Genomic DNA, 24,129 nt, shown 5'->3' with positions numbered 1-24,129 from the left:
AGACGCGGGATAAGGTTTGTTAGCCGTCTAATATTAGCCAAAGTCATTGGTGTTACAGCAAGGCAGCAAACGAGCAAATCCCGATGAGCTGACTCAGGTCAGTGATCCGGGTGCGCGAGTGCCGCTAACACAGTTGTAGCGCCAGAGACGCGGGATAAGGTTTGTTAGCCGTCTAATATTAGCCAAAGTCATTGGTGTTACAGCAAGGCAGCAAACGAGCAAGTCCCGATGAGCTGACTCAGGTCAGTGATTCGGGTGCGCGAGTGCCGCTAACACAGCTGTAGCGCCAAGGACGCAGGCTAATTAGTAATAAGAGTGCTCGCCGCGCTGATGCTCGGTCAAATCTCTCACACCTTTCAATTCTGGGAATTTCTGCAACAGCTCTTTCTCGATGCCTTCTTTCAAGGTCACATCGACCATAGAACAACCGTTACAACCGCCACCGAATTGCAGGATAGCTAACCCATCTGGCGTGATTTCCATTAAGGTAACACGACCACCGTGACCGGCTAATTGCGGGTTAATCTGCGATTGCAGAACATACTCAACCCGCTCCATCAGCGGAGCGTTATCATCCACTTTACGCATTTTAGCGTTAGGCGCTTTCAGCGTTAGCTGTGAACCTAACTGGTCAGTGACGAAATCGATTTCAGCATCTTCCAGATAAGGTTTGCTCAGCTCATCAATATAGGCTGATAGCTGCTCGAATTTCAGTTCGGTATCTGTTGCTTCAACGGCATCCGGTGGGCAATAAGACACGCCGCATTCAGCGGTTGGTGTTCCGGGGTTGATAACAAATACGCGGATTTGGGTGCCTTCTTCTTGATTTGCCAACAATTTGGCGAAATGAGATTGTGCTGCGTCTGTTATTGTGATCATGGCATCTGCTCAATAGTTGACTACTCTTGTCGGTTATAATACGCCCATTGTTAGGGTGACTACAAGGTTCGACAGATACACCAGACCTGCAATGAGGCGATCCCCTCAGCCCATAATAGTTTGGCAATCTCATTCACGGTACTGCCAGTTGTCACGACATCATCCAGCAAAGCAATATGTTGGCCGCGAACAGACTCCATACAGCGAAATATTCCCTGCATGTTTTTGCGCCGTGCTGCGGCTTTTAATTGTTGTTGCGGGGGCGTCACGCGAATACGCCGTAAGGTGGAATTGCTGTAATGGCAGCCGAGCCAGCGTGCCAATGGCCGCGCTAATAAATCTGTTTGATTATACCCGCGCCGCCAACAGCGCCAGCGGTGCAGCGGTACACTGATAATTCTGTCTGGTTTGATGACTTTTCCGCGCCGTTTGGCATCGAGCCAATGTAGTAATAATAATCGGGCCAATACTGGTGCCAGTGAGGTCATCCCGTTAAATTTTAGCTTTTTTATCAGCCCATCCAGTGGCGGGGCATAATCGCTGACAAAGATGATCCCCTGCCAGCACGGTGGCTGTTTCAGACAGCGGCCGCAGGGCAAAACAGTATTGCTACAAGGTAAGCCACAGTAAAGACAGCAAGGCGGTAATGGGGGAAAGTGGCGGCGGCAGTAGCCACAAATACCGTGCTTTGGATGATATAGCGGTTGCTGGCATAGCCAACACGGGCTGACGATTGTTAGCATAGTTATCTTCCTTAATAAATGATGCTATACAGGGTTAAGGCGACAGGATACTAACGTATGAAACAACTTTATTGGAACATCTGTGGTGAAGGCGATCGCGATCTTGTGTTGCTGCACGGATGGGGGCTGAATGCAGGGGTATGGCATTGCATAATTGATCGACTCGCGCCGCATTTTCGCCTGCACTTGGTCGACCTCCCAGGATATGGGCGTAGCACTGAATTTGGCGCAATGTCACTGTCAGAAATGGCTGAAATAGTCTTACAGCAAGCGCCGCCGCAAGCAATCTGGCTTGGCTGGTCAATGGGCGGATTGGTTGCCAGCCAGATAGCCTTGACCCACCCTGAGCGCGTTCGCGGCTTGATCACGGTTTCGTCTTCTCCCTGTTTTACGGCCCATGATGAGTGGCCGGGGATTCGCCCGGAAGTATTGGCCGGTTTCCAGCAACAACTTAGTGAGGATTTCCAGCGTACTGTGGAGCGCTTTCTGGCATTACAAACACTGGGAACGGAAAGCGCACGGCAGGACGCCCGTTTGCTGAAAGCGGTTGTATTGCAACACCAAATGCCGGAAGTGGATGTATTGACCGGCGGGCTGGATATTTTGCGCACGGCAGATTTACGCGAAGAATTGGCAGACTGCTCGCTCCCTTTCTTGCGTATTTATGGTTATCTGGATGGCTTGGTGCCACGCAAAGTGGCGGCATTGCTAGATAGCCAGTGGCCGCATACTCAATCGGTGGTGATACCAGGTTCTGCACATGCACCTTTTGTCTCTCATCCTGAGGCGTTTTCTCAACTTATCGTGGATTTCGCCCAACAGAGCAGTACATAGCTAACTAAAATTTAATCAGTGATTTAATGGCTAAATATTAAATTTAATTAATAATTGTTACTGTCTTGGTATGAGATGTGTAAGCAGTAATCCTTCATTTGCGAGGTATTTGGCATGAATTTATTGAAAAATCTGGCTGTAGCTCTGGTGGTGACAGGAGTTTCTTTTGGCGCGATGGCGGCTAAAGAAATAACCAAAGAAGAAGCGAAGAATTACGAGAAGATTGGCACAATCACTACCTCGGGCCAGGCAACCTCACCCATGGATGTGAAGCAAGAGTTGTCAAAATTAGCAGATGAGAAAGGCGGTAAGTATTATGTGATTATTGCCGAGCGCGAGAAGAAGAAGTTTGATGCGGATGCAGAAGTCTATAAATAATATCATCAGGGATGCCCAAGTGGGCATCTCATAGATTGCTGATAAAGTTCAATGAAGGGGAAGCGTGCCGTTGGGGTCGTAGTCGCGTAAGCGACCGGGGTGCCCCGAGGTGCGGTAACCCCTTCACTCGCTGAGTTATCAATAGCTTTGTCATTCCCAAGTGGGCATCTCATTTAACTTAACGATGATTTTTTAACTGATAAATCACCGTGCTACATTGATTTTTCCCCTCAGGGCAACTCTTGCAACTGCCGGTCAGGCACCCGCTATTATCTTGCTCAATGCGTTCAATCTTGCCCATCGCCGTCAACTTTTCCAGCATGGCCTCGACCAGAGGTAAAGGCATCGCCAATTGATGACTTAACTGGTTCGCATCAGCACTGCCGCTCAGGGCGATGGCATCGCGTAATTGCACCAGGCTTGCCATTCTCTTCCTCCTTGTTAATGACAGTCATTACCGGAGCTTTGGCAACAACTGGCTGGCGCGCTGTTTTGTAGCCTCACCGTGACCCGGCTACGTGCACGGCGTAAACCAAACAGGATCAAAGCATTAATAATCATAACCAAAGCAATAATACTGAGGCTCTGCTGTGGGTGATCACTGAAGGTAGCGGCTTGATAGAACAAGGTCGCCAGTGAGTACGCCACATTCAGCCCCCACAGTATTGAGAAGGTCATCCAGCCCCGGCTGGTTTCCCGCGCAATGGCCCCCATCACCGAGACACAAGGCACATACAACAAGACAAAAATCAGGTAGCTGTAGGCAGAGATACTGGAGCCGAACTTGCTGCTCATCATCCCCATCGAACCGGCCGCCATTTCGCCGTCACCTTTGCTGGCCTCAATGGGGTTAGCTAACACACTGAGACTGAAGGTATCTTTTAATCCCTGCCAGGTGGTATCAACGGCTCCGGACAATTCACTCAATAAATTAAAGTTTTCAGCATCAAAAGGTTCATTGTTAATTTGCTCAGCGGTGTAAAGGGTATTCAGTGTCCCCACCACCACTTCTTTCGCCATCGCGCCAGTCACCAACCCAACGGTTGCCTGCCAGTTATCCTCATGAATTCCCATCGGGGCCAGTAACGGAGTCAATACTTTACTGACAGAAGCCAGTGCTGAATCATTGATGCTATCCACCGCTTGACCACTGAAAGAAAAGCTATTCAGGCCACCAATAAAAATACTGGCGATAACAATCACTTTACCGGCGCGCAATACAAAGCCTTTTAGCCGCTGCCAGGTTTGTAATAACAGGCTTTTGAGGTGTGGCACGTGGTAAACCGGTAACTCCATCACAAAGGGTGATGCTTCGCCGCGCATGATGGTGTATTTCAATACCAGTCCAGTCAGGATGGCGACGGCAATACCTAATAAATAGAGAGAAAAGACGACACTGGCTCCGTCCTGGCCGAAAAAGGCGGCGGCAAATACAGCAAATATAGCCAGCCGTGCGCCACAGGACATAAACGGCGCCATCATGATCGTTATCAAACGCTCACGTTGAGCATCCAAAGTGCGTGCGCCCATAATTGAGGGCACATTGCAGCCGAAGCCGACAATCAGTGGCACAAAAGATTTACCCGGTAACCCCAGCGCCTGCATCAGCCGGTCCATAACAAAGGCGGCGCGGGCCATATAACCGGAGTCTTCCAAAAAGGAGAGGAACAGGTACATCATGCCAATTTGTGGCACCAGTGGTAGCACGGTGTTGATACCGCCGCCGACACCTTGAGCCAGGAAGATGGTTAGCCACTGTGGGAAATGTAGTGTATAGCCAACCCACTGTATCCCTTGAATAAAGATGGCAGCAGAGCCGATATCAAATATCGGTTGTAGCGCCCCGCCGATATTAATGGCGAGGACGAACATTAAATACATGACAAACAAGAAGATAGGGACACCTAACCAGCGATTCAGAATCACTTTATCAAGCGCTTGGGTCAGGCGATTTGGTTCAGCTTGCTGTGAGTTGCCGACGATATCGCAGATACGGGCAATGCTTTGATAGCGGGCATCGGCGATCACTAGTTCCGGGTCTTCGTGCTGGTTTTGTCGCAGATTTTCACGGGCCAGTTCCACGATAGAAGGCGAGATGCCAGCGCGAGCCAGGCTATAGATATCACCCTCTAATATTTGCAGTGCCAGCCAGCGACGCTGCTGCACCGGCCAGGACTCAGGCATCGCCTGTACCAACTTATCCACTTCACTGAGTAGCACCGGCGGGTAGTTAACCAGCGCCTTGAAGGGAACAGGTTGAAGCTCATCAATACTGTTTTTTAATTCATTGATACCCTGCCCCCGCGTAGAAACCAGCGGAATAACCGGGCAGCCCAACTGCTGAGAAAGTGCTTCGATATCAATATCAATGTGCTGACTTTTGGCGATATCCAGCATATTGAGAGCCACGACACAGGGGATACCTAACTCTATCAGTTGCAGTGTCAGATAGAGATTGCGCTCCAGATTGGCGGCATCTACCACGTTAATCAACAAGTCCGCTTCGCCGCTCAGGATATAGTGGCAGGCAATCTGCTCATCCAGCGAGGTTTGTTCAGAAATGGTGGTGAGCGAGTATGTTCCCGGCAGGTCAACCAATGTCACCTGATGTTGTGCGGTGCTGAAGTGGCCCTCTTTGCGCTCGACAGTGACCCCAGCCCAGTTGCCTACCCGCTGACGAGCACCAGTTAACTGGTTGAAAAGGGTAGTTTTACCCGCATTGGGGTTGCCAATTAGGCCAATTGTGAGTGCTTTCATGATCCAACGTGATATCAGTAAATTAAAGTCAGCCTATGCAAGGTGGTTTTGATACATCACCTCACAGCCAGAATAAGAAGTTAATTTGAAATATTAGGGTTGCAGGTCTAGCGTCAGTAGGTCTAAATCTTTTTTACGCACCACCAAGCTGACTCTGCGGGTTTCTATCTGAATGGGATCACCTAATGGTGCCAGGCGGACAACATTAAATGAAGAGCCGGGAAGCATACCCAGTGATAATAATTTTTGTCGGTAAGCCGGGCTAATTTCAGGTGAGAAACCAACAATTTTGTAGGAGCGCTGTGGGATCAGATGCATGTAAGCCTCTCGTTATAACGCATTAGCAAACCAGAGTTCAGAAAAATTCCACCACTAATAAATAATGATTAAAATAATAATAGTAAGAATCGTTTTCATATTCAACTCAGGTTAAAGACTCAAAAGTAAATATTCATTACGATTTCATTTTTAAAATTAATGAGTCTGATTTCTATTTGCACTTGTTTTACCACCAAATTGGCCCGATCGCAAATGCGAGCGATGAGTTAAATCAGTTAACTGAATGTTTCTATAAGCTGCTGTCCACAATAAGAAATACCGATAATTAACATAATCATTTCACTATGATTTGAATCAAATAACATTCATATTTTAATTAATACATGAAATGTTATCGTAATTATTTATAAACTAAGTGTAATAACGGACTAAATTAAACTTCATGTTAAATATGATGTTAAATCAGTTAAGTCTACGTCTGATTTAGTGTAATAGATCACCGAAAAAAGAATTGCATGCTAATTAATTTAAAAGATAACGCTGCAATCTTATAGAAGAAAAAAATATGAGAAGTGGTGCTCAATATGGCGTTAAGGATGAGTTTGAACTTACCAATTCGATGAAATAAGAACAATGAAAAAGGGCCACAGAATCTGGCCCTTAACTTGAGATATCAGCGTTTTTTAAATGCTGCCGCCAACGCGTCACTCATGGCGCTGTTGTTGTTGCTGGAATGGTTGCTGCCGGAGTTGCTGCCAGCGCGCCCTTTAGCGGATGGGCGGCTATTGGATTCATTGCTATTACGCGGCCGACTGGCACCACGATTGTCATTATTGGCATTAGCGCGGTTCTCACCACCACCATTACCACGACGTGAACCACTTTCACCCGGCTGTTCATCAAGCCGCATGCTCAGAGCAATACGTTTGCGCTGTAAATCCACTTCCATGACTTTAACTTTGACGATATCACCAGCTTTCACCACTTTATGCGGATCATCGACAAACTTGTCTGCCAGTGAGGAGATATGCACCAAACCATCCTGATGGACACCGATATCGACAAATGCGCCAAAGTTGGTCACGTTAGTCACTGAGCCTTCGAGGATCATCCCCGGAGTCAGGTCATTCAGTGTTTCCACACCTTCGGCAAAGGTCGCGGTTTTAAACTCAGGGCGTGGATCTCGACCCGGTTTTTCCAGCTCGCGCAGGATATCTGTGACGGTCGGCACGCCAAATTTCTCGGTGGTGAAATCGCGGGCGTTGAGGCTACGTAATGCTGTGGCATTGCCCATTAAGTCCTGCAATGCTTGCTCGGTAGCGGCCAAAATGCGTTCGACCACCGGATAGGCTTCCGGATGCACCGTTGAAGCATCCAGCGGGTTATCCCCGTGGTTAATACGCAAGAAACCGGCACACTGTTCGAAAGCTTTTGGCCCTAAGCGGCTGACTTTCAGCAATTGCTCGCGGTTATGGAAGCGCCCATTCTCATCACGCCAGTTCACAATATTCTGCGCCATCATGCGAGTCAGGCCAGCCACACGGGTCAGTAATGGTACTGACGCGGTGTTCAAGTCCACGCCCACGGCGTTTACGCAGTCTTCTACTACCGCATCCAGCTTTTTCGCCAGTTGGCTTTGGCTGACGTCATGCTGATACTGACCAACCCCGATAGATTTCGGATCGATTTTAACCAGTTCAGCCAACGGGTCTTGTAACCGGCGGGCAATAGAAACCGCGCCACGGATGGACACATCCAGATCAGGGAATTCCTGCGCGGCCAGCTCTGAGGCCGAATACACCGAAGCGCCAGCCTCACTGACAATCACTTTCTGCGCCGTCACCGCCGGATACTGCTGTTGCAGCTCGGTAAAGAAGCGCTCGGTTTCCCGTGATGCGGTGCCGTTACCAATCGCCACCAGTTCAACCTGATGTTTGATGCATAGGGCAGCCACCACGGCCGCGGCTTTAGCCGCCTGCCCGGTGTGAGGGTAGATGGTATCGTAGGCAACCAGCTTACCGGTAGCATCAACCACTGCCACTTTCACCCCAGTACGTAGACCTGGATCGAGGCCCATCGTGGCGCGCATCCCCGCCGGAGCGGCCATCAGCAAATCTTGCATGTTACGGGCGAATACATTGATAGCTTCGTCTTCCGCTCGTTCACGCAGGGTGCTCATCAGCTCAGTTTCAAGATGCATCAGCACTTTAATACGCCATGTCCAGTTGACCACGGCTTTGCGCCAGCTATCCGCCGGTGCATTATTCAGGCGCAAATCCAGATGGTTGATAATGATCTGCTCGCCCTGACTTTCACGAGGCGGTTCATCAAACTGTGGATCGGGGTTCAGCGCCAGTTGCAACACCCCTTCATTACGGCCACGGAACATTGCCAGTGCGCGGTGAGAAGGGACTTGGGCGATAGGCTCGTGGTGATCGAAGTAATCGCGGAATTTGGCACCTTCCAGTTCTTTGCCTTCCACCACTTTTGCTACCAAATGGGCGTTTTTCCACAAATATTGGCGCACTTTCGCCAGCAAAGTGGCATCTTCTGCAAAACGCTCCATCAGGATATAGCGCGCCCCATCCAGTGCCGCTTTGGTGTCTGCCACGCCTTTATCGGCGTCGACATAAGCGAGGGCGGCCTGTTCCGGATCTTGCTGTGGGTCATTCCATAGGCTGTCTGCCAAGGGTTCCAGACCAGCTTCAATCGCAATCTGCCCGCGGGTGCGGCGCTTTGGCTTATAAGGAAGATATAAATCTTCCAGCTCAGTCTTACTCATCGTGCCGTTAATGGCACTGGCTAGCTGCTCGGTGAGCTTGCCCTGATCTTCGATTGATTTAAGAATGGTTTGGCGTCTGTCTTCAAGTTCGCGCAGATAACCCAAACGGCTTTCCAACTGGCGCAGCTGGGTATCATCCAACCCGCCGGTAACTTCCTTACGATACCGTGAAATAAAGGGCACGGTATTACCTTCATCCAGCAGGCTTATCGCAGCAATAACTTGCTCCGGTCGCGCCTGTATTTCGCTTGCAATAATGCTGCTCAGTTGTTCATTCATAAGTCTGATATCAATTTTGATAGTGAGTAGGAAAAACGGCAGAGGATAGTTATACGGATTGCCCGGATAAATTGCCAGTAGAGTGGTCGCCGAGCTTGAGCTAACGTGAACTTATCGGTAAAAGGTTAAGGTATAGTAGTGGCATTTCTGCCAAAGGAATAAGTGGATAACGGTATGGCGAAAAGTAACTATATAACCCGTGAAGGCTGGGAAGCACTGGATCGTGAGCTGCATTATCTATGGCGAGAAGAGCGGCCAGTAGTCACTCAGGCGGTGTCTGAAGCGGCGGCAATGGGTGATCGCTCGGAAAATGCTGAATATATCTACGGTAAGAAGCGCCTGCGGGAAATTGATCGGCGGGTGCGCTTTCTGACTAAACGCCTTGAAGTGTTGAAAGTTGTCGATCCAGACCCACGTCAGGAAGGGAAAGTCTATTTTGGTGCCTGGGTACGGGTCGAAAATGAATCGGGAGAACAGCGCATCTTCCGTTTGGTGGGGCCGGATGAGTTCGAACCGGCGAAAAAATGGATTTCGATCGATTCGCCGGTGGCCCGAGCCTTGATAGGCAAACAGGTCGATGATGAGGTGACGGTTCAAACGCCAAATGGCGAAGCGACCTACTACGTCCTGGAGATTCGCTACCGCCCATTTGATGAAAGTGTTGATAATTAAGCCCGACAATAATCTTTGTAACAATTTCGACTAGAATATATACCATAAATAGCTGTCTGTTAGAGTGAGTTTTTCTAACAATGTGCAGATTCGGGCAATACGGCCTTTGGGAGTAATAAAATGCAAGAGAATCACAAGATTCTGGTCGTTGATGACGATATGCGCCTACGCGCGCTATTGGAACGTTACCTGACAGAGCAAGGTTTCCAGGTGCGCAGTGTTGCCAATGCTGAACAAATGGATCGTTTGTTGACCCGTGAATCTTTTCACCTGATGGTGCTCGACCTGATGTTACCGGGGGAAGATGGCCTGTCTATCTGCCGTCGCCTGCGCAGTCAAAGTAACCCAATGCCGATCATTATGGTGACGGCCAAGGGTGAAGAAGTTGACCGTATCGTCGGGCTGGAAATCGGTGCTGATGACTATATTCCAAAACCATTCAACCCACGTGAACTGCTGGCCCGTATCCGCGCGGTGCTACGCCGTCAGGCCAACGAACTCCCAGGTGCGCCTTCACAAGAAGAAGCCATCATTGCGTTTGGCAAGTTCAAACTGAACCTGGGTACCCGCGAGATGTTCCGTGAAGACGAACCTATGCCACTGACCAGCGGCGAGTTTGCGGTGCTGAAAGCTTTAGTCAGTCACCCGCGTGAACCATTGTCTCGCGATAAACTGATGAATCTGGCTCGTGGCCGTGAATACAGTGCAATGGAGCGTTCTATTGACGTACAGATTTCACGTCTGCGCCGCATGGTAGAAGAAGATCCAGCACATCCACGCTATATCCAAACCGTATGGGGCTTGGGCTACGTATTTGTGCCGGACGGCAGTAAAGCATGAGGCGATGGCGCTTTTCTCCACGTAGCTCATTTGCCCGAACCTTATTACTGATTGTGACCTTGCTGTTTGTCAGCCTGGTCACGACGTATCTGGTGGTACTGAATTTCGCCATTTTGCCCAGTTTGCAGCAGTTTAATAAAGTATTGGCATATGAAGTCCGTATGCTGATGACTGATCGATTGCAACTGGAAGATGGCACGCTACTTGAAGTCCCGCCGGCGTTTCGGCGTGAGATTTACCGTGAATTGGGGATTTCGCTTTATACCAATGCTGCGGCAGAGGAAAGTGGCCTGCGTTGGGCACAGCATTACAAGTTTCTTAGTGATCAAATGGCCCAGCAATTAGGTGGGCCAACCGATGTTCGGGTCGAAGTGAATAAAAACTCGCCCGTTGTCTGGCTGAAAACGTGGTTATCGCCAGATATTTGGGTGAGGGTGCCATTAACCGAGATCCATCAGGGCGATTTCTCGCCGCTGTTCCGTTATACCTTGGCCATCATGTTACTGGCGGTTGGCGGTGCCTGGCTGTTTATCCGTATTCAGAATCGACCCTTGGTTGAACTGGAACATGCGGCTTTGCAGGTCGGTAAGGGCATCATTCCGCCACCGCTGCGCGAATATGGTGCTTCTGAGGTCCGTTCTGTCACCCGGGCATTTAACCAAATGGCGGCTGGTGTGAAGTTGCTGGCTGATGACCGCACCTTATTAATGGCGGGGGTCAGTCATGACTTGCGTACGCCATTGACTCGTATCCGTTTGGCGACGGAAATGATGAGTGAAGCCGACGGCTATTTGTCTGAGTCAATCAATAAGGACATTGAAGAGTGTAATGCCATTATTGAGCAGTTTATTGATTATCTGCGCACTGGGCAGGAGATGCCGACCGAACCGAGCGATCTTAATGCGGTGTTGGGTGAAGTGATTGCTGCTGAAAGTGGCTATGAACGAGTGATTGAAACAGATTTGTGTGAAGGCGAGGTGATGGTGGATATTCATCCATTATCGATCAAGCGCGCCTTGGCAAATATGGTGGTGAATGCCGCTCGTTACGGTAATGGCTGGATAAAAGTGAGCAGTGGCACAGAGCTACAGCGGGCTTGGTTCCAGGTGGAAGATGATGGACCTGGTATTAAGCCGGAAGATTTGAAGCATTTGTTCCAGCCTTTTGTCCGTGGCGATAGCGCCCGTAGTACCAGTGGCACCGGGTTAGGGCTGGCCATTGTGCAGCGAATTATTGATGCGCACGCCGGTTCGTTGGATATCGGTACCAGCGAACGAGGCGGATTACGGATTCGGGCCTATATCCCGTTACCGTTAGATGTTAAGCCTAAGCCACCAAACCAGATTTAATCCATTCTTGATGTGCGAAAAACAAAAAGGGACACACATGTGCCCCTTTTGTCATCTTACAAAACCAAATCTAAATCAGATCTTTGGCCCTGCGCTAACCAACGCAGCCCCTGCTGGGGTATCGGTATACTTATCGAAGTTCGTGGTAAAACGCTTCGCCAGGTCTTCGGCCTTCTCTTGCCACTGCGCAACATCCGCGTAAGTGTCGCGCGGGTCGAGGATTGCGGGGTCTACGCCTGGTAATGCCATCGGCACGGCCAGATCGAAGATTGGCAGGGTAAAGGTTTCAGCTTTATCAATTTCACCATTCAGAATGGCGTCAATGATGGCTCGGGTATCTTTGATGGAAATACGTTTGCCGGTGCCATTCCAGCCAGTGTTGACCAGATAAGCTTGAGCACCCACCGCTTGCATACGTTTAACCAATACTTCTGCATATTGTGTTGGATGCAGTGACAAGAATGCGGCACCAAAACAAGCAGAGAAGGTCGGTGTTGGCTCAGTGACACCGCGCTCAGTACCCGCCAGTTTGGCTGTAAAACCAGACAGGAAGTGATACTGGGTTTGATTTGCCGTCAGGCGAGATACCGGCGGCAATACGCCAAAGGCATCGGCAGTCAGGAAAATAACCTTGGTGGCATGACCTGCTTTAGAGACTGGCTTAACGATATTTTCAATGTGGTAGATAGGGTAAGAAACACGGGTGTTTTCAGTTTTGGAACCGTCATTGAAATCAACAGTACCATCTGGCAGCACCACCACATTCTCTAGCAATGCATCACGCTTAATTGCATGATAAATATCGGGTTCTGCTTCTTCGGATAACTTGATGGTTTTGGCGTAGCAACCGCCTTCAAAGTTAAATACACCGTCATCATCCCAGCCATGTTCGTCATCGCCGATCAACTTGCGTTTCGGGTCAGTAGACAGGGTGGTTTTACCGGTACCGGACAAGCCGAAGAAGATAGCCACATCGCCTTTTTCACCGACGTTAGCCGAGCAGTGCATGGAAGCAATGCCTTTCAGTGGCAGCAGGTAGTTCATCATTGAGAACATACCTTTCTTCATTTCACCGCCATACCATGTGCCGCCAATTAGCTGCATACGTTCTGTCAGGTTAAAGGCCACAAAGTTCTCTGAATTCAGACCTTGCTCTTTCCAATTCGGGTTAGTGCATTTAGCGCCATTCATGACGATAAAATCAGGCTCGAAATGGGCCAGTTCTTCATCAGTTGGGCGAATAAACATGTTTTTAACGAAATGCGCTTGCCAGGCCACTTCAGTAACAAAGCGAACTTGCAGACGGGTATCGGCATTAGCACCGCAGAATGTGTCAACAACAAACAGGCGCTTCCCAGACAGTTGATTAGTGACCAACCCTTTCAGGTGAGTCCAAGTCTCTTGGCTTAGCGGTTTATTATCATTCTTGCCTTTGCCCTGATCGGCCCACCACACGGTATCCTGAGTGATAGCATCACGGACAATATATTTATCTTTTGGTGAGCGGCCGGTAAAGATACCGGTATCTACCGCAATTGCTCCTGTGTTGGTGAGGGTTCCGCGCTCGTATCCTTCGAGTGTGGGTTTAGTCTCTTCCTGGAACAGTAAATCATAGCTTGGGTTGTAAACAATCTCGCTGACGTTATGGATGCCATAGGCGGCGAGCTCCTGCGGGGTAATTCCTTTAACACTCATGTCATAACTCCTGGATCGTCAATTTTCTACCAGCGATTGTAATTACTCATCCCCGATTAACAGCGATAGCGTTCAAATATTTCAATATATGACCTACTTTTCGCTAGGTTATGAGAGATAGGACACGGATTGTCGCAAGTATGAAACGGCAGAAGAAATGGCTGGGCACGAGTCAGCACCCAACCAAGTATTACGATAATTAATGAATTTGTTCTGATGAAGGGCTGTTACCGCTTTTTAATGTGGCAATATCGACCGCATCAAACAGGTAGTGAGTACCGCAATACTCGCAATTCATATCAATATTGCCATCTTGTTCCAGCATTTCTTTGACGTCATCTTCGGATAGCGTCACTAATGCATCGGCGCAACGTTCGCGAGAACAGGTACAGCGAAAACTGACATTTTGTGGTTCGTAAAGTGTCACTTCTTCCTGATGATATAAACGATACAGCACCTCATTGGCCGGCAGGGTGAATAGCTCCTCAGCTTTGATGGTGGTAGTAAGCTGTGCGAGATGATCAAATTCATCTTCATTACGCTCCTGTGCGGGTAGAACTTGCAACAGCATACCGCCTGCGGCAGGTTTACCTTCCACATGACCGGTGCGGATAAACAGGCGAGTAGGTAGCTGTTCTGACTGCATAAAGTAATTTTCCAGGCAGGCGGCGATAGTCTCACCTTCCAATGCCACTACACCTTGATAGCGCTCACCCTGTGCCGGTGTGATGGTTATGACCAGATAGCCACTGTTGCCCATCATCTCTTGCAGCGTACTTTCATCACTGATTTCACCTTTAAAGCGGGCGACACCGCGCATTTCTTGTTGGTTATTGCCGTTAATCACTGCCAGTGAGAGTGGGCCTTCCCCACCTTGCAATTGCACAGTGATATCACCGTCAAATTTGAGGGTCGCGGTCAGCAGACTGGTCGCGACCAACATTTCACCTAACAGTTTTTGTACCGCAGGAGGGTAGTCATGATTAGCGAGCATCTGTTGGTAGGTTTCATTGACTGAAACCAGTTCACCGCGCACAGCATGGTTAGCGAACAGGTAGCGTTGCAGTTGATCATGATTAGAGTGATCGTGATTAGATTGATCGTGATTAGACATAGGTTTCTCTCTTTCTGGCTGCAAGCAGTTTACTCTGGCTCGCCTTGTTTAAATTTGATTAGATTGCGACGCTCTTTTTTATCCGGTCGCCGATCCGGATGTGGCATGGTCAGAGCATTGAGCTTACGTGCTTGTGCCACTTTCTCGCGGTTAGCAATGCTGGCCTCAGTTTCTTCATACAATGCCTGCGCTTCACTTGCGCCTCTGCGTTGGTGGTGTAGCGCCAAGACCCGTACTGTGCGCTCATCGTTACCTTGGCGCAGACGAATTTCGGCATTGATTTCAACCAGCTTACTCGGTTTACCACGCTGCCCGTTGTAATGGACTTTGCCGCCATCCACCATTTCTCGCGCTATTGCTCTGGTTTTGTAAAACCGGGCGGCCCAAAGCCATTTATCTAGCCGAACCGATTCGTCCGAGACTGCTTTCTCTTTCATGAATACTCCCAGCCGTCATGCTCATTTATTCCGACATTACTTGCGTAACTCTAATGCAGGCAATAGCTTACGGTAGTCATTGATTGCAGGGTGGCTGTGAAATGCTTTATCAGCACAGCTGGAGTCAGGGTTTTCTATTCCCAGACAGTAGCGGATACCAAAGGTGCGCGCAGCATCCAGAATCTTCTCACTGTCATCGACAAATAAGGTTCTGGCAGGATTCAGCCCGGTATGCTGCGTGACAGCTTGCCACAGTCGTTGATCTTCCTTTGGATAACCAAATGTATGGGTGGAAAGTAATAAATCAAGGTGCTGGTCGAGAGCGGTGTGCTCAATTTTTACCGCCAGACTGTGCGGATGGGCATTGGTGAGTAAAATGGTTTGTAAGCCGCGCTCACGTAAACGGGCTAAAAAGGGCTGGGTATCCTGGCGCAACCGCACGCGATAGCCCGCTTGCGTGGTCATCGCGTAGATATCCAAATCCAGCCGCTCACTCCAGTAATCGAAGCAATACCAATTTAATGTGTGCTGAACGGCCAGATATTCATCATGAATAATTTTATGCGCCTGCTCCAGAGATATCCCCCGGCGTTGGCTGAGTGTTTCCGGTACCTGCTTGAGCCAGAAATGGCTGTCGAACTCTAAATCGAGCAGAGTGCCATCCATATCCAACAGCACGGTATCAATTTCTTGCCAATTCAATTCAGGGGGCATCGCGACTCCACATCACATTAACTGTATTCAATAAGACTAATGATAAACGAAAAAGGGCTAACGTAGGAAAGGCGCTGGAGCGAGGGGTTGGTTGAAGCAATTATCATAATAGCGTTGAATATTATCCATACGACTGCGGTTTTTCAGGACGCGGCGAATAAATAAGGTGGTATTCACCACTAAACACACAATCAGCACCAGCAGCAGCAGGCTGGTGCCTAAATAACGGCCGAGTGTCACGATATCCGGCTCGCTGTGCAATGCAATGTGGCGAGTACCATTGGCATCGATAGTGATATTGGTAATGATACCTTCTGCCTTAAATGGGGTATTGAGCAGCAACCCAGAGAGCCGCTGCAATTCCCGCCACTGCTCCAACGCACTGTAATCGAACAGAGGAACCGAGGGAGCAGGGTGATTGACTAACTGTTTACCCTCATCGCTGGTAATCAGGAATCCACCCGGCGGAGGGCTGTTCAAGGCTTCTGTCGCCAGATGTGTTTCACGGTAAACAAATGATGAAGTTGCCGTTTTAACCAGATTTTCCAGTGTGTCGGCACTGACCGGGCGTAACAGCACATTCATGCCTTTTAAGGTACCTGACTGTGCTCGTTTCACCAGCCCTGACCAATTTTTGGCATTACCCAAATTCACCAAAGCATTTTTCAGGCGAATACAATCAGTATCACCACCACATAATGCCTGTGTTTTTAAAACGATATCCGCAAAGTTATCCAGCAAAATCATACCGGACTTTTCAATCGCGGTTGCCAGTTGTGGGTTAACGTTAGCATCTGAGCCTTGTGGGTGTAGCTGTTGATTGACGGTAGCTACTAGCGAGGCCGCCTTTTCAATGACCTCAGATTCAGGCTGCGGTAATGGCGTTGCGTTATTCCAATAAATACCGGAACAGTCAAAAGGTGTAAAAACAAAACTGCGCGAGTTTTGAGTATTCGGCGGGACATAACACATCCCCATTCCCTGTGCTTTCAACATATCGCCAATGCGGAGCGGCATTTTTTCTAATGCTTCCACGCTGGTCACCTGCTGGCTTTGTGCGCCTTGCAACCAGGCGACACTTAATTTTAGCGGCAACCCCAGTGGCACATAAATCAGTAATAACGCCATCACCAACAGTGATCCGGCCATTAATATCAGGTTTTTCCCCCAGCGTTGTAGGGGAAAGTGCTTCATTTCATCGTGTAGGGACAAAAATGGCCCCTGACGTACAACCTGACGATTGAGGTAGATATCAATGTTGGTTTTTTTGCCCAAATCATGAGCAAAATAAGGCCCCCAATGTGCCGGATAGATCAGATCGACAATCCCGAGCGAGATATTATTCATCTGCCCCTGATTTGACTCACCGAACAGGCCCCAGCGCTTTGGTGTGCCACTTAAGCAATGAACTTCCCGCAAATCTTTTTCAGATAATGGGCGGAACATATTCCAGCATGCCCAGCCAGTCAGTGTTGCCGCCACAATAATAAGCCAGGGCAGCGTTACCGTAGGGCCAGTCAGTGCAAAGAATAGCAACAGCAATGCCAAACAAATGGCCCCAGCTTCTTTCAAGCCATTAGTGCCATGCAATGCATACTCTTCCGGGGTTTCCTTGCGGATATTCAGTAGCTCAATATGCTCACTATCCGCTTTGCGGATTGATGCGTTTTGCGCCACGGAAGATAAAATAGGCTGGTAAGTGTTCTCAGACTGATGATTTTTCAGCGTATGCCCGTTGAGGGATATAACCAAAGGAATCGTTTGGGTTTGGATAAGTTCGACGTCATTATCCTGAGTAATATATTGTTCCCATGAGGCTGGCAGGTGAACTTCAATAGAATCAAGGTAATAGCGCCATTTATTTGGTTCATCAGTTGCCACGCCATAGCGGGTAATCGCGCGGGTTACCGCATAAACATTGTCACTTTGGGGGGTTAAAATCAGTTTAGCGGGCGAAGGCGTGCTGTTTGTCAGTGTGCGGGTGTCAAACGTTGACTGGGGTTTAAACCCAATTTTATCTTGTTGGTTTAGCAGGTAGTTTTCAATGTTGACCCGCTCTTCCGGTGTCAGTTTTCGATGCGTGGGTTTCGCGAACGGCAGTGTAGCAGTTACGGGGATAGGTCGGCGGAATCGGAACCACCACAACACACCCACTGTGATCAGACTGGTCAACAGTAAGGCCAATATTAATACTATTGTGCTCATCCCATCCCCATCCGAGCGCCCCAATAATGCATTATCTTACGCATAAACACAGTACAGAGGCATATAACAGCGTTATTCATTAAATAACCTAATACAAGTGCTCTTAAACTGCCCGTAGGCTGATAAGGATAGCAAGGCTAAAACATCGGTAATATCAGCATAATCCTATTTTCAAACACAAGTTTTAACTGATGTTGCGCAGATATAGGGTGAAAAATAACCGGTTGAATCTTGACTAAACTCGCCGCCATGTTAAAAACAGGTAAATTATATCTAACTGACATTGCGATAAAGGTTCTCATTAACGCACAATGTGATCAAGTTCTAATAAAATCCAGTATAAAGAGTCGGGTTAATCCGCATGGGTAAAAAGTGGCTTATTAAGTAACCATATTATGGGCCTGACTATACCCCGATGCGCGTCCGACAGGCGGCGAGTTTTAATTTGGGGCCATTATGAAACACCTGCAAAAACCTAAAATACATAAAATAGAAACGATAGCCCGCTCCCGCTTATTTACTGTTGAAGCCGTGAGTCTGGAGTTCAGCAATGGCGTGCAGCGTGTTTACGAGCGCATGCGCCCATCGAATCGCGAAGCCGTGATGATTGTGCCAATCATTGGCAATGACTTACTGCTGATCCGCGAATATGCCGTGGGTATCGAAGAGTATGAGTTGGGCTTTCCTAAAGGGTTGATCGATCCCGGAGAGGGCGTATTAGAAGCGGCTAATCGTGAGTTGATGGAGGAAGTTGGATTTGGCGCTGAGCGCTTCGATTTCCTTAGTAAGCTGACGATGGCTCCGTCTTACTTTTCAAGCAAAATGAACATTGTTGTCGCGCAAAGTCTTTATCCACAAAGCCTGGAAGGTGATGAGCCGGAACCGTTGCCACAAGTGCGCTGGCCGATTGCGAATATGATGGCGCTGCTTGACGAACCGGGTTTTTGCGAAGCGAGAAATGTCAGCGCTCTGTTTTTAGCCCAGGCATTTTTGGCTAAAGCGGGTATTGCTTAATATTGAGCGCTCTAATAAAAAAACCGGGACAATCTTGCGATTTCCCGGTTTTTATTTTGAGACAACGGTTGCATTGATTGCTACGCAGCCATCAGCACTCACTTAACACATAATCAGAATAATTCGTGAGTCTGGCCATTATCCATCAGCGTCGTACCTGCTTCATGTACAGAATATTCGGTGGGTTGCGTCCCCTCGATAAAGTACTCTGAGCGGCTACCTGGCCCACCTGTAGATAACTTACCTGTTTGCTTATCAATCACCACACTGACAATACCTGGCGGTGGCGCGACTTGTTTTTCCGGCAAGCCTTCAAGGGCTGCTTTCATAAAGTCATTCCATGCTGGCTGAGCACTCTTCGCCCCGCCTTCAGCACCTGAAATCTGGTCAGGAATTGCACCAGATGCAGTGCTGCGGCCCAAGTCACGGCGATGATCGTCAAAGCCAATCCAGACTGATGTCACGGTATCCGGGCCATAGCCGGAGAACCAGGCATCTTTCGAATTGTTGGTGGTACCGGTTTTACCACCGATATCTTTGCGTTTTAAGTCGCGCCCAGCACGCCAGCCGGTCCCCATCCAACCCGGTTCACCGAAGATGTTGGAGTTCAATGCGTCGCGAATCAGGAACGCCAGCGGGGTGCTTATTACATGCGGTGCATATTGCTCATCACTATTGAGCTTAGCTTGCGCTGGAGTGACTTGTTCCAGCTCCGGCATTGGCACATTGTTGGCATTATTGGTTTGTGACGTCGCTACGTTTTCGATGTTATCGTCGGACAGCACCACAGAGCGTTGCGTGTCGCCGTAAATGACTGGCAAGTTACACTCTTCACAAACAATCTTCGGTTTCGCTTCAAACAAAACATTGCCGGTATCATCGGTGATTTTGGTAATGAAATACGGATCGACCAAATAGCCGCCGTTTGCCAACACCGCATAACCTCGGACTAACTGCAATGGCGTGAATGAAGCAGAACCCAGCGCCAATGATTCTGAATGCACGATGTTTTGTGCCGGGAAACCAAAGCGTTGCAGATATTCAGCTGCATAATCCACCCCCATGGCGCGCATGGCTCGCACCATCACCACGTTTTTCGATTGACCCAGACCCTGACGCAGGCGAATCGGGCCGTCATAAGTGGGTGGCGAGTTTTTTGGCCGCCAGTCGGTGCCCGCACCCGCATCCCAACGCGTAATCGGCAAGTCGTTGAGAATACTTGCCAAGGTCAGGCCTTTGTCCATCGCCGCGGTGTACAGGAAAGGTTTGATATTCGAACCAACCTGACGCAATGCCTGTGTAACACGGTTGAATTTACTTTGGTTAAAGTCAAAACCGCCTACCAGCGCTTTAATCGCACCATTATTCGGATCAATAGAAACCAAGGCAGAGTTGACGTCTGGCACTTGAGCGAGCCACCAATTGTCATCCACTTTTCTGACCCAAATCTGCTGACCTGGTTGAACAACATCGGTGACCTTTTTAGGTGTCGGCCCCTGAGCATTGTCAGATTTATACGGGCGCGCCCAGCGCATACCGGCCATCGGTAATGTCACGCTGCTACCATCAGCCAACATGGCTGTTGCCTGTTCCGCATTTGCCTCAGTGATAACCGCAGGCAACAGTGGGCCATAGACTGGCAGTGTTTTCAGTGAGTCAATAATTTGCTCACGACTCCACGCGCTTTCGCCCACTTTCCATAACACATTGGATGGGCCACGATAGCCGTGGCGCATGTCATAAGCCAACACATTTGCGCGCAAGGAATCCACCGCCGCGAGCTGAAGCTTTTTGGTGATGGTGGTATAGACCTGATAGCCGTCGGTATAGGCGTTTTCGCCATAGCGCTTAATCATTTCCTGACGCACCATTTCGGACAGATAAGGTGCTGAGAAAGCAATTTGCGGCGCATGGTAGTTAGCAACCAACTCTTCACTGCGAGCCTGATCGTACTGCGCTTGGGTGATGTATTTTTCATCCAACATGCGCGACAGCACCACATTACGACGTGCAACAGCGCGGTCATGTGAGTAAAGCGGGTTGAAAGTTGATGGCGCTTTTGGCAAACCGGCAATCATCGCCATCTGGCTGAGAGTCAACTCATTGACTTCTTTGCCGAAATAAACCTGAGCCGCCGCTCCGACACCATAGGCGCGGTAACCCAGATAGATCTTGTTCAGATACAACTCAAGAATTTCATCTTTGGTCAGTAGCTGTTCAATGCGAATGGCCAGAAAAGCCTCCTTGATTTTACGCATCAAGGTTCGTTCCGGGCTTAAGAAAAAGTTTCGCGCCAACTGCTGGGTGATGGTACTGGCCCCTTGAGAGGCGCGCCCCGACACCATAGCAATAGAAGCCGCACGTAGGATACCCACTGGGTCCACACCGTGATGCTCATAGAATCGGCTATCTTCCGTCGCAATAAATGCATGCACCATTTCTGGTGGAATTTGTTTTAATGTCAACGGGATACGGCGCTTTTCACCGTATTGGGCGATCAATTCGCCTTCGGCGCTATACACCAACATAGGTGTTTGCAGCCGGACATCTTTCAGTGTGGCAACGTCGGGTAGCTGAGGCTCAATATATTTGTACAGGCCAAATATCGAGGCTGCTCCCAGTAAAATGCAACACACCGCAAGGATCAAAAAATACTTTACGAACTTCACCTGAGATTTCCCATTCAATGTCAATTGGGCAGTTTATAAACAACCGCGCCGTAGTATAAAGGCAAGCCCGTTACATGGATACGTACTTTTATTCTGTCTCGACACGGAGGTCGACAAAGATGTACACACAATATTGGCAGGTTGGGCTAGATATTCAAATGGAGGCGATACGCGCCTTGGCAGTTGTCAGACGGCGCTATGGTTGGCAACTGCGGTACTGGTGGCATCAAACCTTACCTTATGGGGCTGTGCGGGAGGGTATTTTACAACAGCCAGATGTGGTTAGCGACAAACTCAAATTATTACGCAAACAATTACCACGACATATTTCATTACGCATTGCATTACCCGCACAGCGGATCTTGCAACAGACCATTCCCACGCCGGATCGGCGGCTACGCGAACCCGAACGCGAGGGCTTCATTCATGCAGTGGCAAGCAAGCTTTTCCCGGTAAGCCGTCAGGAGTTGGCGCTGGATTATCGGGCGGTGTCTGGGCGTGAATTATTAATCACTGCCGCTCGCCAGTCAGAAGTTCGCCAATGGCAAGCATGCTTGCAACAGGCAGAGCTACCATCACACATCATTGATATCACCCCCTGCGCGCTACGTTATATGGCGATGGCAGCCGGTTTAGTGGGGCCTTATTGGTTAGTTCACCGGTTGGCACACGAGTGGCTGTGGGTTTCCTCCAGTGACATGCCGTTTATCTTCGGTGTGGTGGCCATTGAAACTGACGATGTACCGGAGGGTGGCGCGAATATGCTCAACCCGTTGTCTATATTATTGACGCAACTTCATACCCAATATTCTGAATTGAGTGATAAAGCAGTCAAAGTGTATTACAGCAGTATCATGGATGAACCCGCACCGGACAATACTGCACTCTGGTCACCTTTTGCGGCATTTACTCAGTATCACCCCCCCTTACCGCCATCACCGACAGCGTTCACCTTAGCCGGAGGGCTGGCATTACGCCCAGTAGATTACTGATGTATCAAGTTAATTTTTCATCATGGCGCGCAGCGTGTCAGTTATCTCGTTACCGATTTTGGCGCAACATAGGCCTGTGCCAGGGAATACTTTTTGCCATCACTCTGGTGGTTATCCAGATGCAGTTACACTCACGACAAATCAGCCAACAAGGCAGTCTGGCGGCACTTTTGCAACAGCAGGCAGTATTGAGCCAACTGCATCAACAGGTGCAACAGCTCATGGCGCAAAAACAGCGTGCGGAGCAGCGAGCACAGATATATCGGCAAATGCAGCAATCTGCCCATCGTTATTCGGTGTTATTGCAGCAGTTATCCCAACAAATTCCTGATAACTGCTGGTTGATCAGCCTGATACCGCAAGGCGATAAGCTGGTTTTTGAGGCGGTCAGCCAAGATTATGCCGTGATCCATGATTTTTTAGCGCGATTGGACCGACAGCCTCTACTGGCAAATGTGCGCTTACAAAGAATTGCTCAGCGGGATGATGGGCATTTTCGGTTTATGGCGCAGGCGGATTGGCCTCTGGAGGGGATGAGTGATGAATAAACAGCTGCAACGTTGGCTGGATCGGCCTGGTTGGCAGCTCTGCTTATATCAATGGGGGCTACTGGGGCTGATTGGGTTAGGTGTTTATAGCATGCTGCTACGCCCTCAATGGCAACAGCAGCAGCTCAGCACCCAGGAAATTATCCAACACCAACAACAGGTTGAGCGCCAACAGTCAGAGTTGGCACGGTTGCCATCGCTATTTTCTCTTCAGCAGGAACTGACCGCGTTAAGTGTGGCAGAAGCATCGCGACAGCAACCCGGCGGCTCAATAGCACATTTAGTCGGCAAATGGATTGGGCCTTTGGGTGGGCAGGTTATAAGTTGGCAGCGGCAATCTGAACCGCTTGTAGAAGGCGGCGGAGCGGGTTTTGTCGAGCAACAACAATGGGCTGCAACCTTACGGATCAACTTCTATGGATTATTCCATTTACTTCGTCAGTTAGCCTCCACTCCGTCAGCGGCCCATATCCAAATCATTGACATTACGCGTGATAGCCATGTGTTGACCGTAAAACTAAACCTACAAGAGTATCTCGCCGGAGGTGAAAGTGAGTGATCACCGTAAGAGTGTATGGGTGCTCGGAGGGCTACTGGTCGCAGTATCACAGGTTGTTGGTGCAGGATCCTTATTGGCAGAGGTTGGGCGCAATCCTTTTGAGCGAATATCAACAGCGTCTTGCGATGATGACCGGAAAACGCTTGCCGGATGGCGATTGCAGGGCATTGTCCGCAGTGCAGATTATCATATTGGCTGGGTACAACGTTCAGAGGGTCAGTGGCAAAAGGTGGCGACAGAAACGCGCTTATTGCCTTATTGGCAGGTAACTCATATTGGTGAGCGACAGGTTAGCCTCCAGCATGTCAACACGGAACGGCCATGCTCAGGCTCATCGGGTTCTGTGGTGCTTTTAATGCGCTAACCCATTAATAATCAGTATTAAAAGGA

General features: G+C 49.2%; 22 protein-coding genes. 10 read left to right on the top strand and 12 right to left on the bottom strand.

Annotation, left to right across the window (positions count from 1 at the left end; translation table 11 throughout):
* Positions 1-303: 303 nt before the first annotated feature.
* Entirely contained in the window at positions 304-879 is a 576-nt protein-coding gene (gene nfuA / locus HU019_RS04930) for a Fe-S biogenesis protein NfuA (protein ID WP_050076728.1), read from the bottom strand.
* A gap of 59 nt (positions 880-938) precedes the next feature.
* Positions 939-1,622, bottom strand: coding sequence for a DNA utilization protein GntX (gene gntX / locus HU019_RS04925; RefSeq protein WP_174847964.1), 684 nt, complete (start codon positions 1,620-1,622; stop codon positions 939-941).
* Between the two features lie 57 nt (positions 1,623-1,679).
* Between gntX and bioH the strand changes: the two genes are divergently transcribed.
* The gene (gene bioH / locus HU019_RS04920; RefSeq protein WP_174847963.1) at positions 1,680-2,456 is read left to right on the top strand and encodes a pimeloyl-ACP methyl ester esterase BioH; all 777 of its coding nucleotides are present in this window, start codon (positions 1,680-1,682) and stop codon (positions 2,454-2,456) included.
* A gap of 114 nt (positions 2,457-2,570) precedes the next feature.
* A complete protein-coding gene (locus tag HU019_RS04915; protein ID WP_019081549.1) occupies positions 2,571-2,834 on the top strand; it encodes a YdgH/BhsA/McbA-like domain containing protein in 264 nt (87 codons plus the stop codon).
* A gap of 178 nt (positions 2,835-3,012) precedes the next feature.
* Here the strand turns inward: HU019_RS04915 and HU019_RS04910 are convergent, their stop codons facing one another.
* The 4 genes from HU019_RS04910 to HU019_RS04895 all read right to left on the bottom strand — a co-directional run bounded on the left by HU019_RS04910 (position 3,013) and on the right by HU019_RS04895 (position 8,931).
* Positions 3,013-3,261, bottom strand: coding sequence for a FeoC-like transcriptional regulator (locus HU019_RS04910; RefSeq protein WP_005174747.1), 249 nt, complete (start codon positions 3,259-3,261; stop codon positions 3,013-3,015).
* 14 nt (positions 3,262-3,275) lie between these two features.
* Positions 3,276-5,591: a Fe(2+) transporter permease subunit FeoB gene (gene feoB / locus HU019_RS04905; protein ID WP_174847962.1), complete on the bottom strand. Its 2,316-nt coding sequence runs from the start codon at positions 5,589-5,591 to the stop codon at positions 3,276-3,278.
* Between the two features lie 93 nt (positions 5,592-5,684).
* Complete coding sequence (gene feoA, locus HU019_RS04900) at positions 5,685-5,909, bottom strand: ferrous iron transporter A (protein ID WP_004702177.1); 225 nt, start codon at positions 5,907-5,909, stop codon at positions 5,685-5,687.
* Positions 5,910-6,543: 634 nt separating this feature from the next.
* Entirely contained in the window at positions 6,544-8,931 is a 2,388-nt protein-coding gene (locus HU019_RS04895; protein WP_174847961.1) for a Tex family protein, read from the bottom strand.
* 174 nt (positions 8,932-9,105) lie between these two features.
* Between HU019_RS04895 and greB the strand changes: the two genes are divergently transcribed.
* From greB to envZ, 3 genes are all read left to right on the top strand, one after another.
* Complete coding sequence (greB, locus tag HU019_RS04890; protein WP_174847960.1) at positions 9,106-9,603, top strand: transcription elongation factor GreB; 498 nt, start codon at positions 9,106-9,108, stop codon at positions 9,601-9,603.
* 120 nt (positions 9,604-9,723) lie between these two features.
* Positions 9,724-10,443, top strand: coding sequence for an osmolarity response regulator transcription factor OmpR (ompR, locus tag HU019_RS04885; RefSeq protein ID WP_004393220.1), 720 nt, complete (start codon positions 9,724-9,726; stop codon positions 10,441-10,443).
* Entirely contained in the window at positions 10,440-11,792 is a 1,353-nt protein-coding gene (envZ, locus tag HU019_RS04880; RefSeq protein ID WP_174847959.1) for a two-component system sensor histidine kinase EnvZ, read from the top strand. The genes ompR and envZ overlap by 4 nt, the downstream gene beginning before the upstream one ends.
* Positions 11,793-11,867: 75 nt before the next feature.
* On the opposite strand, the gene pckA is transcribed toward envZ, so the two are convergent.
* The 5 genes from pckA to HU019_RS04855 form a co-directional block, all read right to left on the bottom strand.
* Complete coding sequence (gene pckA, locus HU019_RS04875; RefSeq protein ID WP_005159660.1) at positions 11,868-13,487, bottom strand: phosphoenolpyruvate carboxykinase (ATP); 1,620 nt, start codon at positions 13,485-13,487, stop codon at positions 11,868-11,870.
* 199 nt (positions 13,488-13,686) lie between these two features.
* Positions 13,687-14,601, bottom strand: coding sequence for an Hsp33 family molecular chaperone HslO (gene hslO / locus HU019_RS04870; RefSeq protein WP_019084089.1), 915 nt, complete (start codon positions 14,599-14,601; stop codon positions 13,687-13,689).
* A 29-nt stretch (positions 14,602-14,630) separates the two neighbouring features.
* On the bottom strand, positions 14,631-15,038 hold the full coding sequence (hslR, locus tag HU019_RS04865; RefSeq protein ID WP_005159667.1) for a ribosome-associated heat shock protein Hsp15: 408 nt from the start codon (positions 15,036-15,038) through the stop codon (positions 14,631-14,633).
* A gap of 36 nt (positions 15,039-15,074) precedes the next feature.
* Positions 15,075-15,752, bottom strand: coding sequence for a GMP/IMP nucleotidase (gene yrfG, locus HU019_RS04860; protein WP_174847958.1), 678 nt, complete (start codon positions 15,750-15,752; stop codon positions 15,075-15,077).
* A 57-nt stretch (positions 15,753-15,809) separates the two neighbouring features.
* Positions 15,810-17,957, bottom strand: coding sequence for an intracellular growth attenuator family protein (locus HU019_RS04855; RefSeq protein ID WP_174847957.1), 2,148 nt, complete (start codon positions 17,955-17,957; stop codon positions 15,810-15,812).
* A gap of 456 nt (positions 17,958-18,413) precedes the next feature.
* On the opposite strand from HU019_RS04855, the gene nudE reads away from it, so the two are divergent.
* Positions 18,414-18,971, top strand: a complete 558-nt coding sequence (gene nudE, locus HU019_RS04850) for an ADP compounds hydrolase NudE (protein WP_174847956.1) — start codon at positions 18,414-18,416, stop codon at positions 18,969-18,971.
* A 113-nt stretch (positions 18,972-19,084) separates the two neighbouring features.
* Here the strand turns inward: nudE and mrcA are convergent, their stop codons facing one another.
* Complete coding sequence (gene mrcA / locus HU019_RS04845; protein ID WP_174847955.1) at positions 19,085-21,640, bottom strand: peptidoglycan glycosyltransferase/peptidoglycan DD-transpeptidase MrcA; 2,556 nt, start codon at positions 21,638-21,640, stop codon at positions 19,085-19,087.
* A gap of 119 nt (positions 21,641-21,759) precedes the next feature.
* On the opposite strand from mrcA, the gene pilM reads away from it, so the two are divergent.
* Genes pilM through HU019_RS04825 form a run of 4 tightly spaced genes read left to right on the top strand, consistent with a single transcriptional unit; the run spans position 21,760 to position 24,103 of the window.
* Entirely contained in the window at positions 21,760-22,632 is an 873-nt protein-coding gene (pilM, locus tag HU019_RS04840; RefSeq protein WP_174847954.1) for a type IV pilus biogenesis protein PilM, read from the top strand.
* Positions 22,632-23,180 (top strand): PilN domain-containing protein, encoded by a 549-nt coding sequence (locus tag HU019_RS04835; RefSeq protein ID WP_174847953.1) that lies wholly within the window; start codon positions 22,632-22,634, stop codon positions 23,178-23,180. Before pilM ends, HU019_RS04835 begins: the two co-directional genes overlap by 1 nt.
* On the top strand, positions 23,173-23,739 hold the full coding sequence (locus HU019_RS04830; protein WP_174847952.1) for a pilus assembly protein PilO: 567 nt from the start codon (positions 23,173-23,175) through the stop codon (positions 23,737-23,739). Before HU019_RS04835 ends, HU019_RS04830 begins: the two co-directional genes overlap by 8 nt.
* Before the next feature lie 19 nt (positions 23,740-23,758).
* Complete coding sequence (locus tag HU019_RS04825) at positions 23,759-24,103, top strand: DNA utilization family protein (protein WP_174847968.1); 345 nt, start codon at positions 23,759-23,761, stop codon at positions 24,101-24,103.
* The last annotated feature ends 26 nt before the right edge of the window (positions 24,104-24,129 follow it).

It is taken from the genome of Yersinia artesiana, from assembly GCF_902726545.1.
In the GTDB taxonomy this organism is placed as follows: Bacteria; Pseudomonadota; Gammaproteobacteria; order Enterobacterales; family Enterobacteriaceae; genus Yersinia; species Yersinia artesiana.
This window is presented reverse-complemented; position numbering and strand designations above follow the sequence as displayed.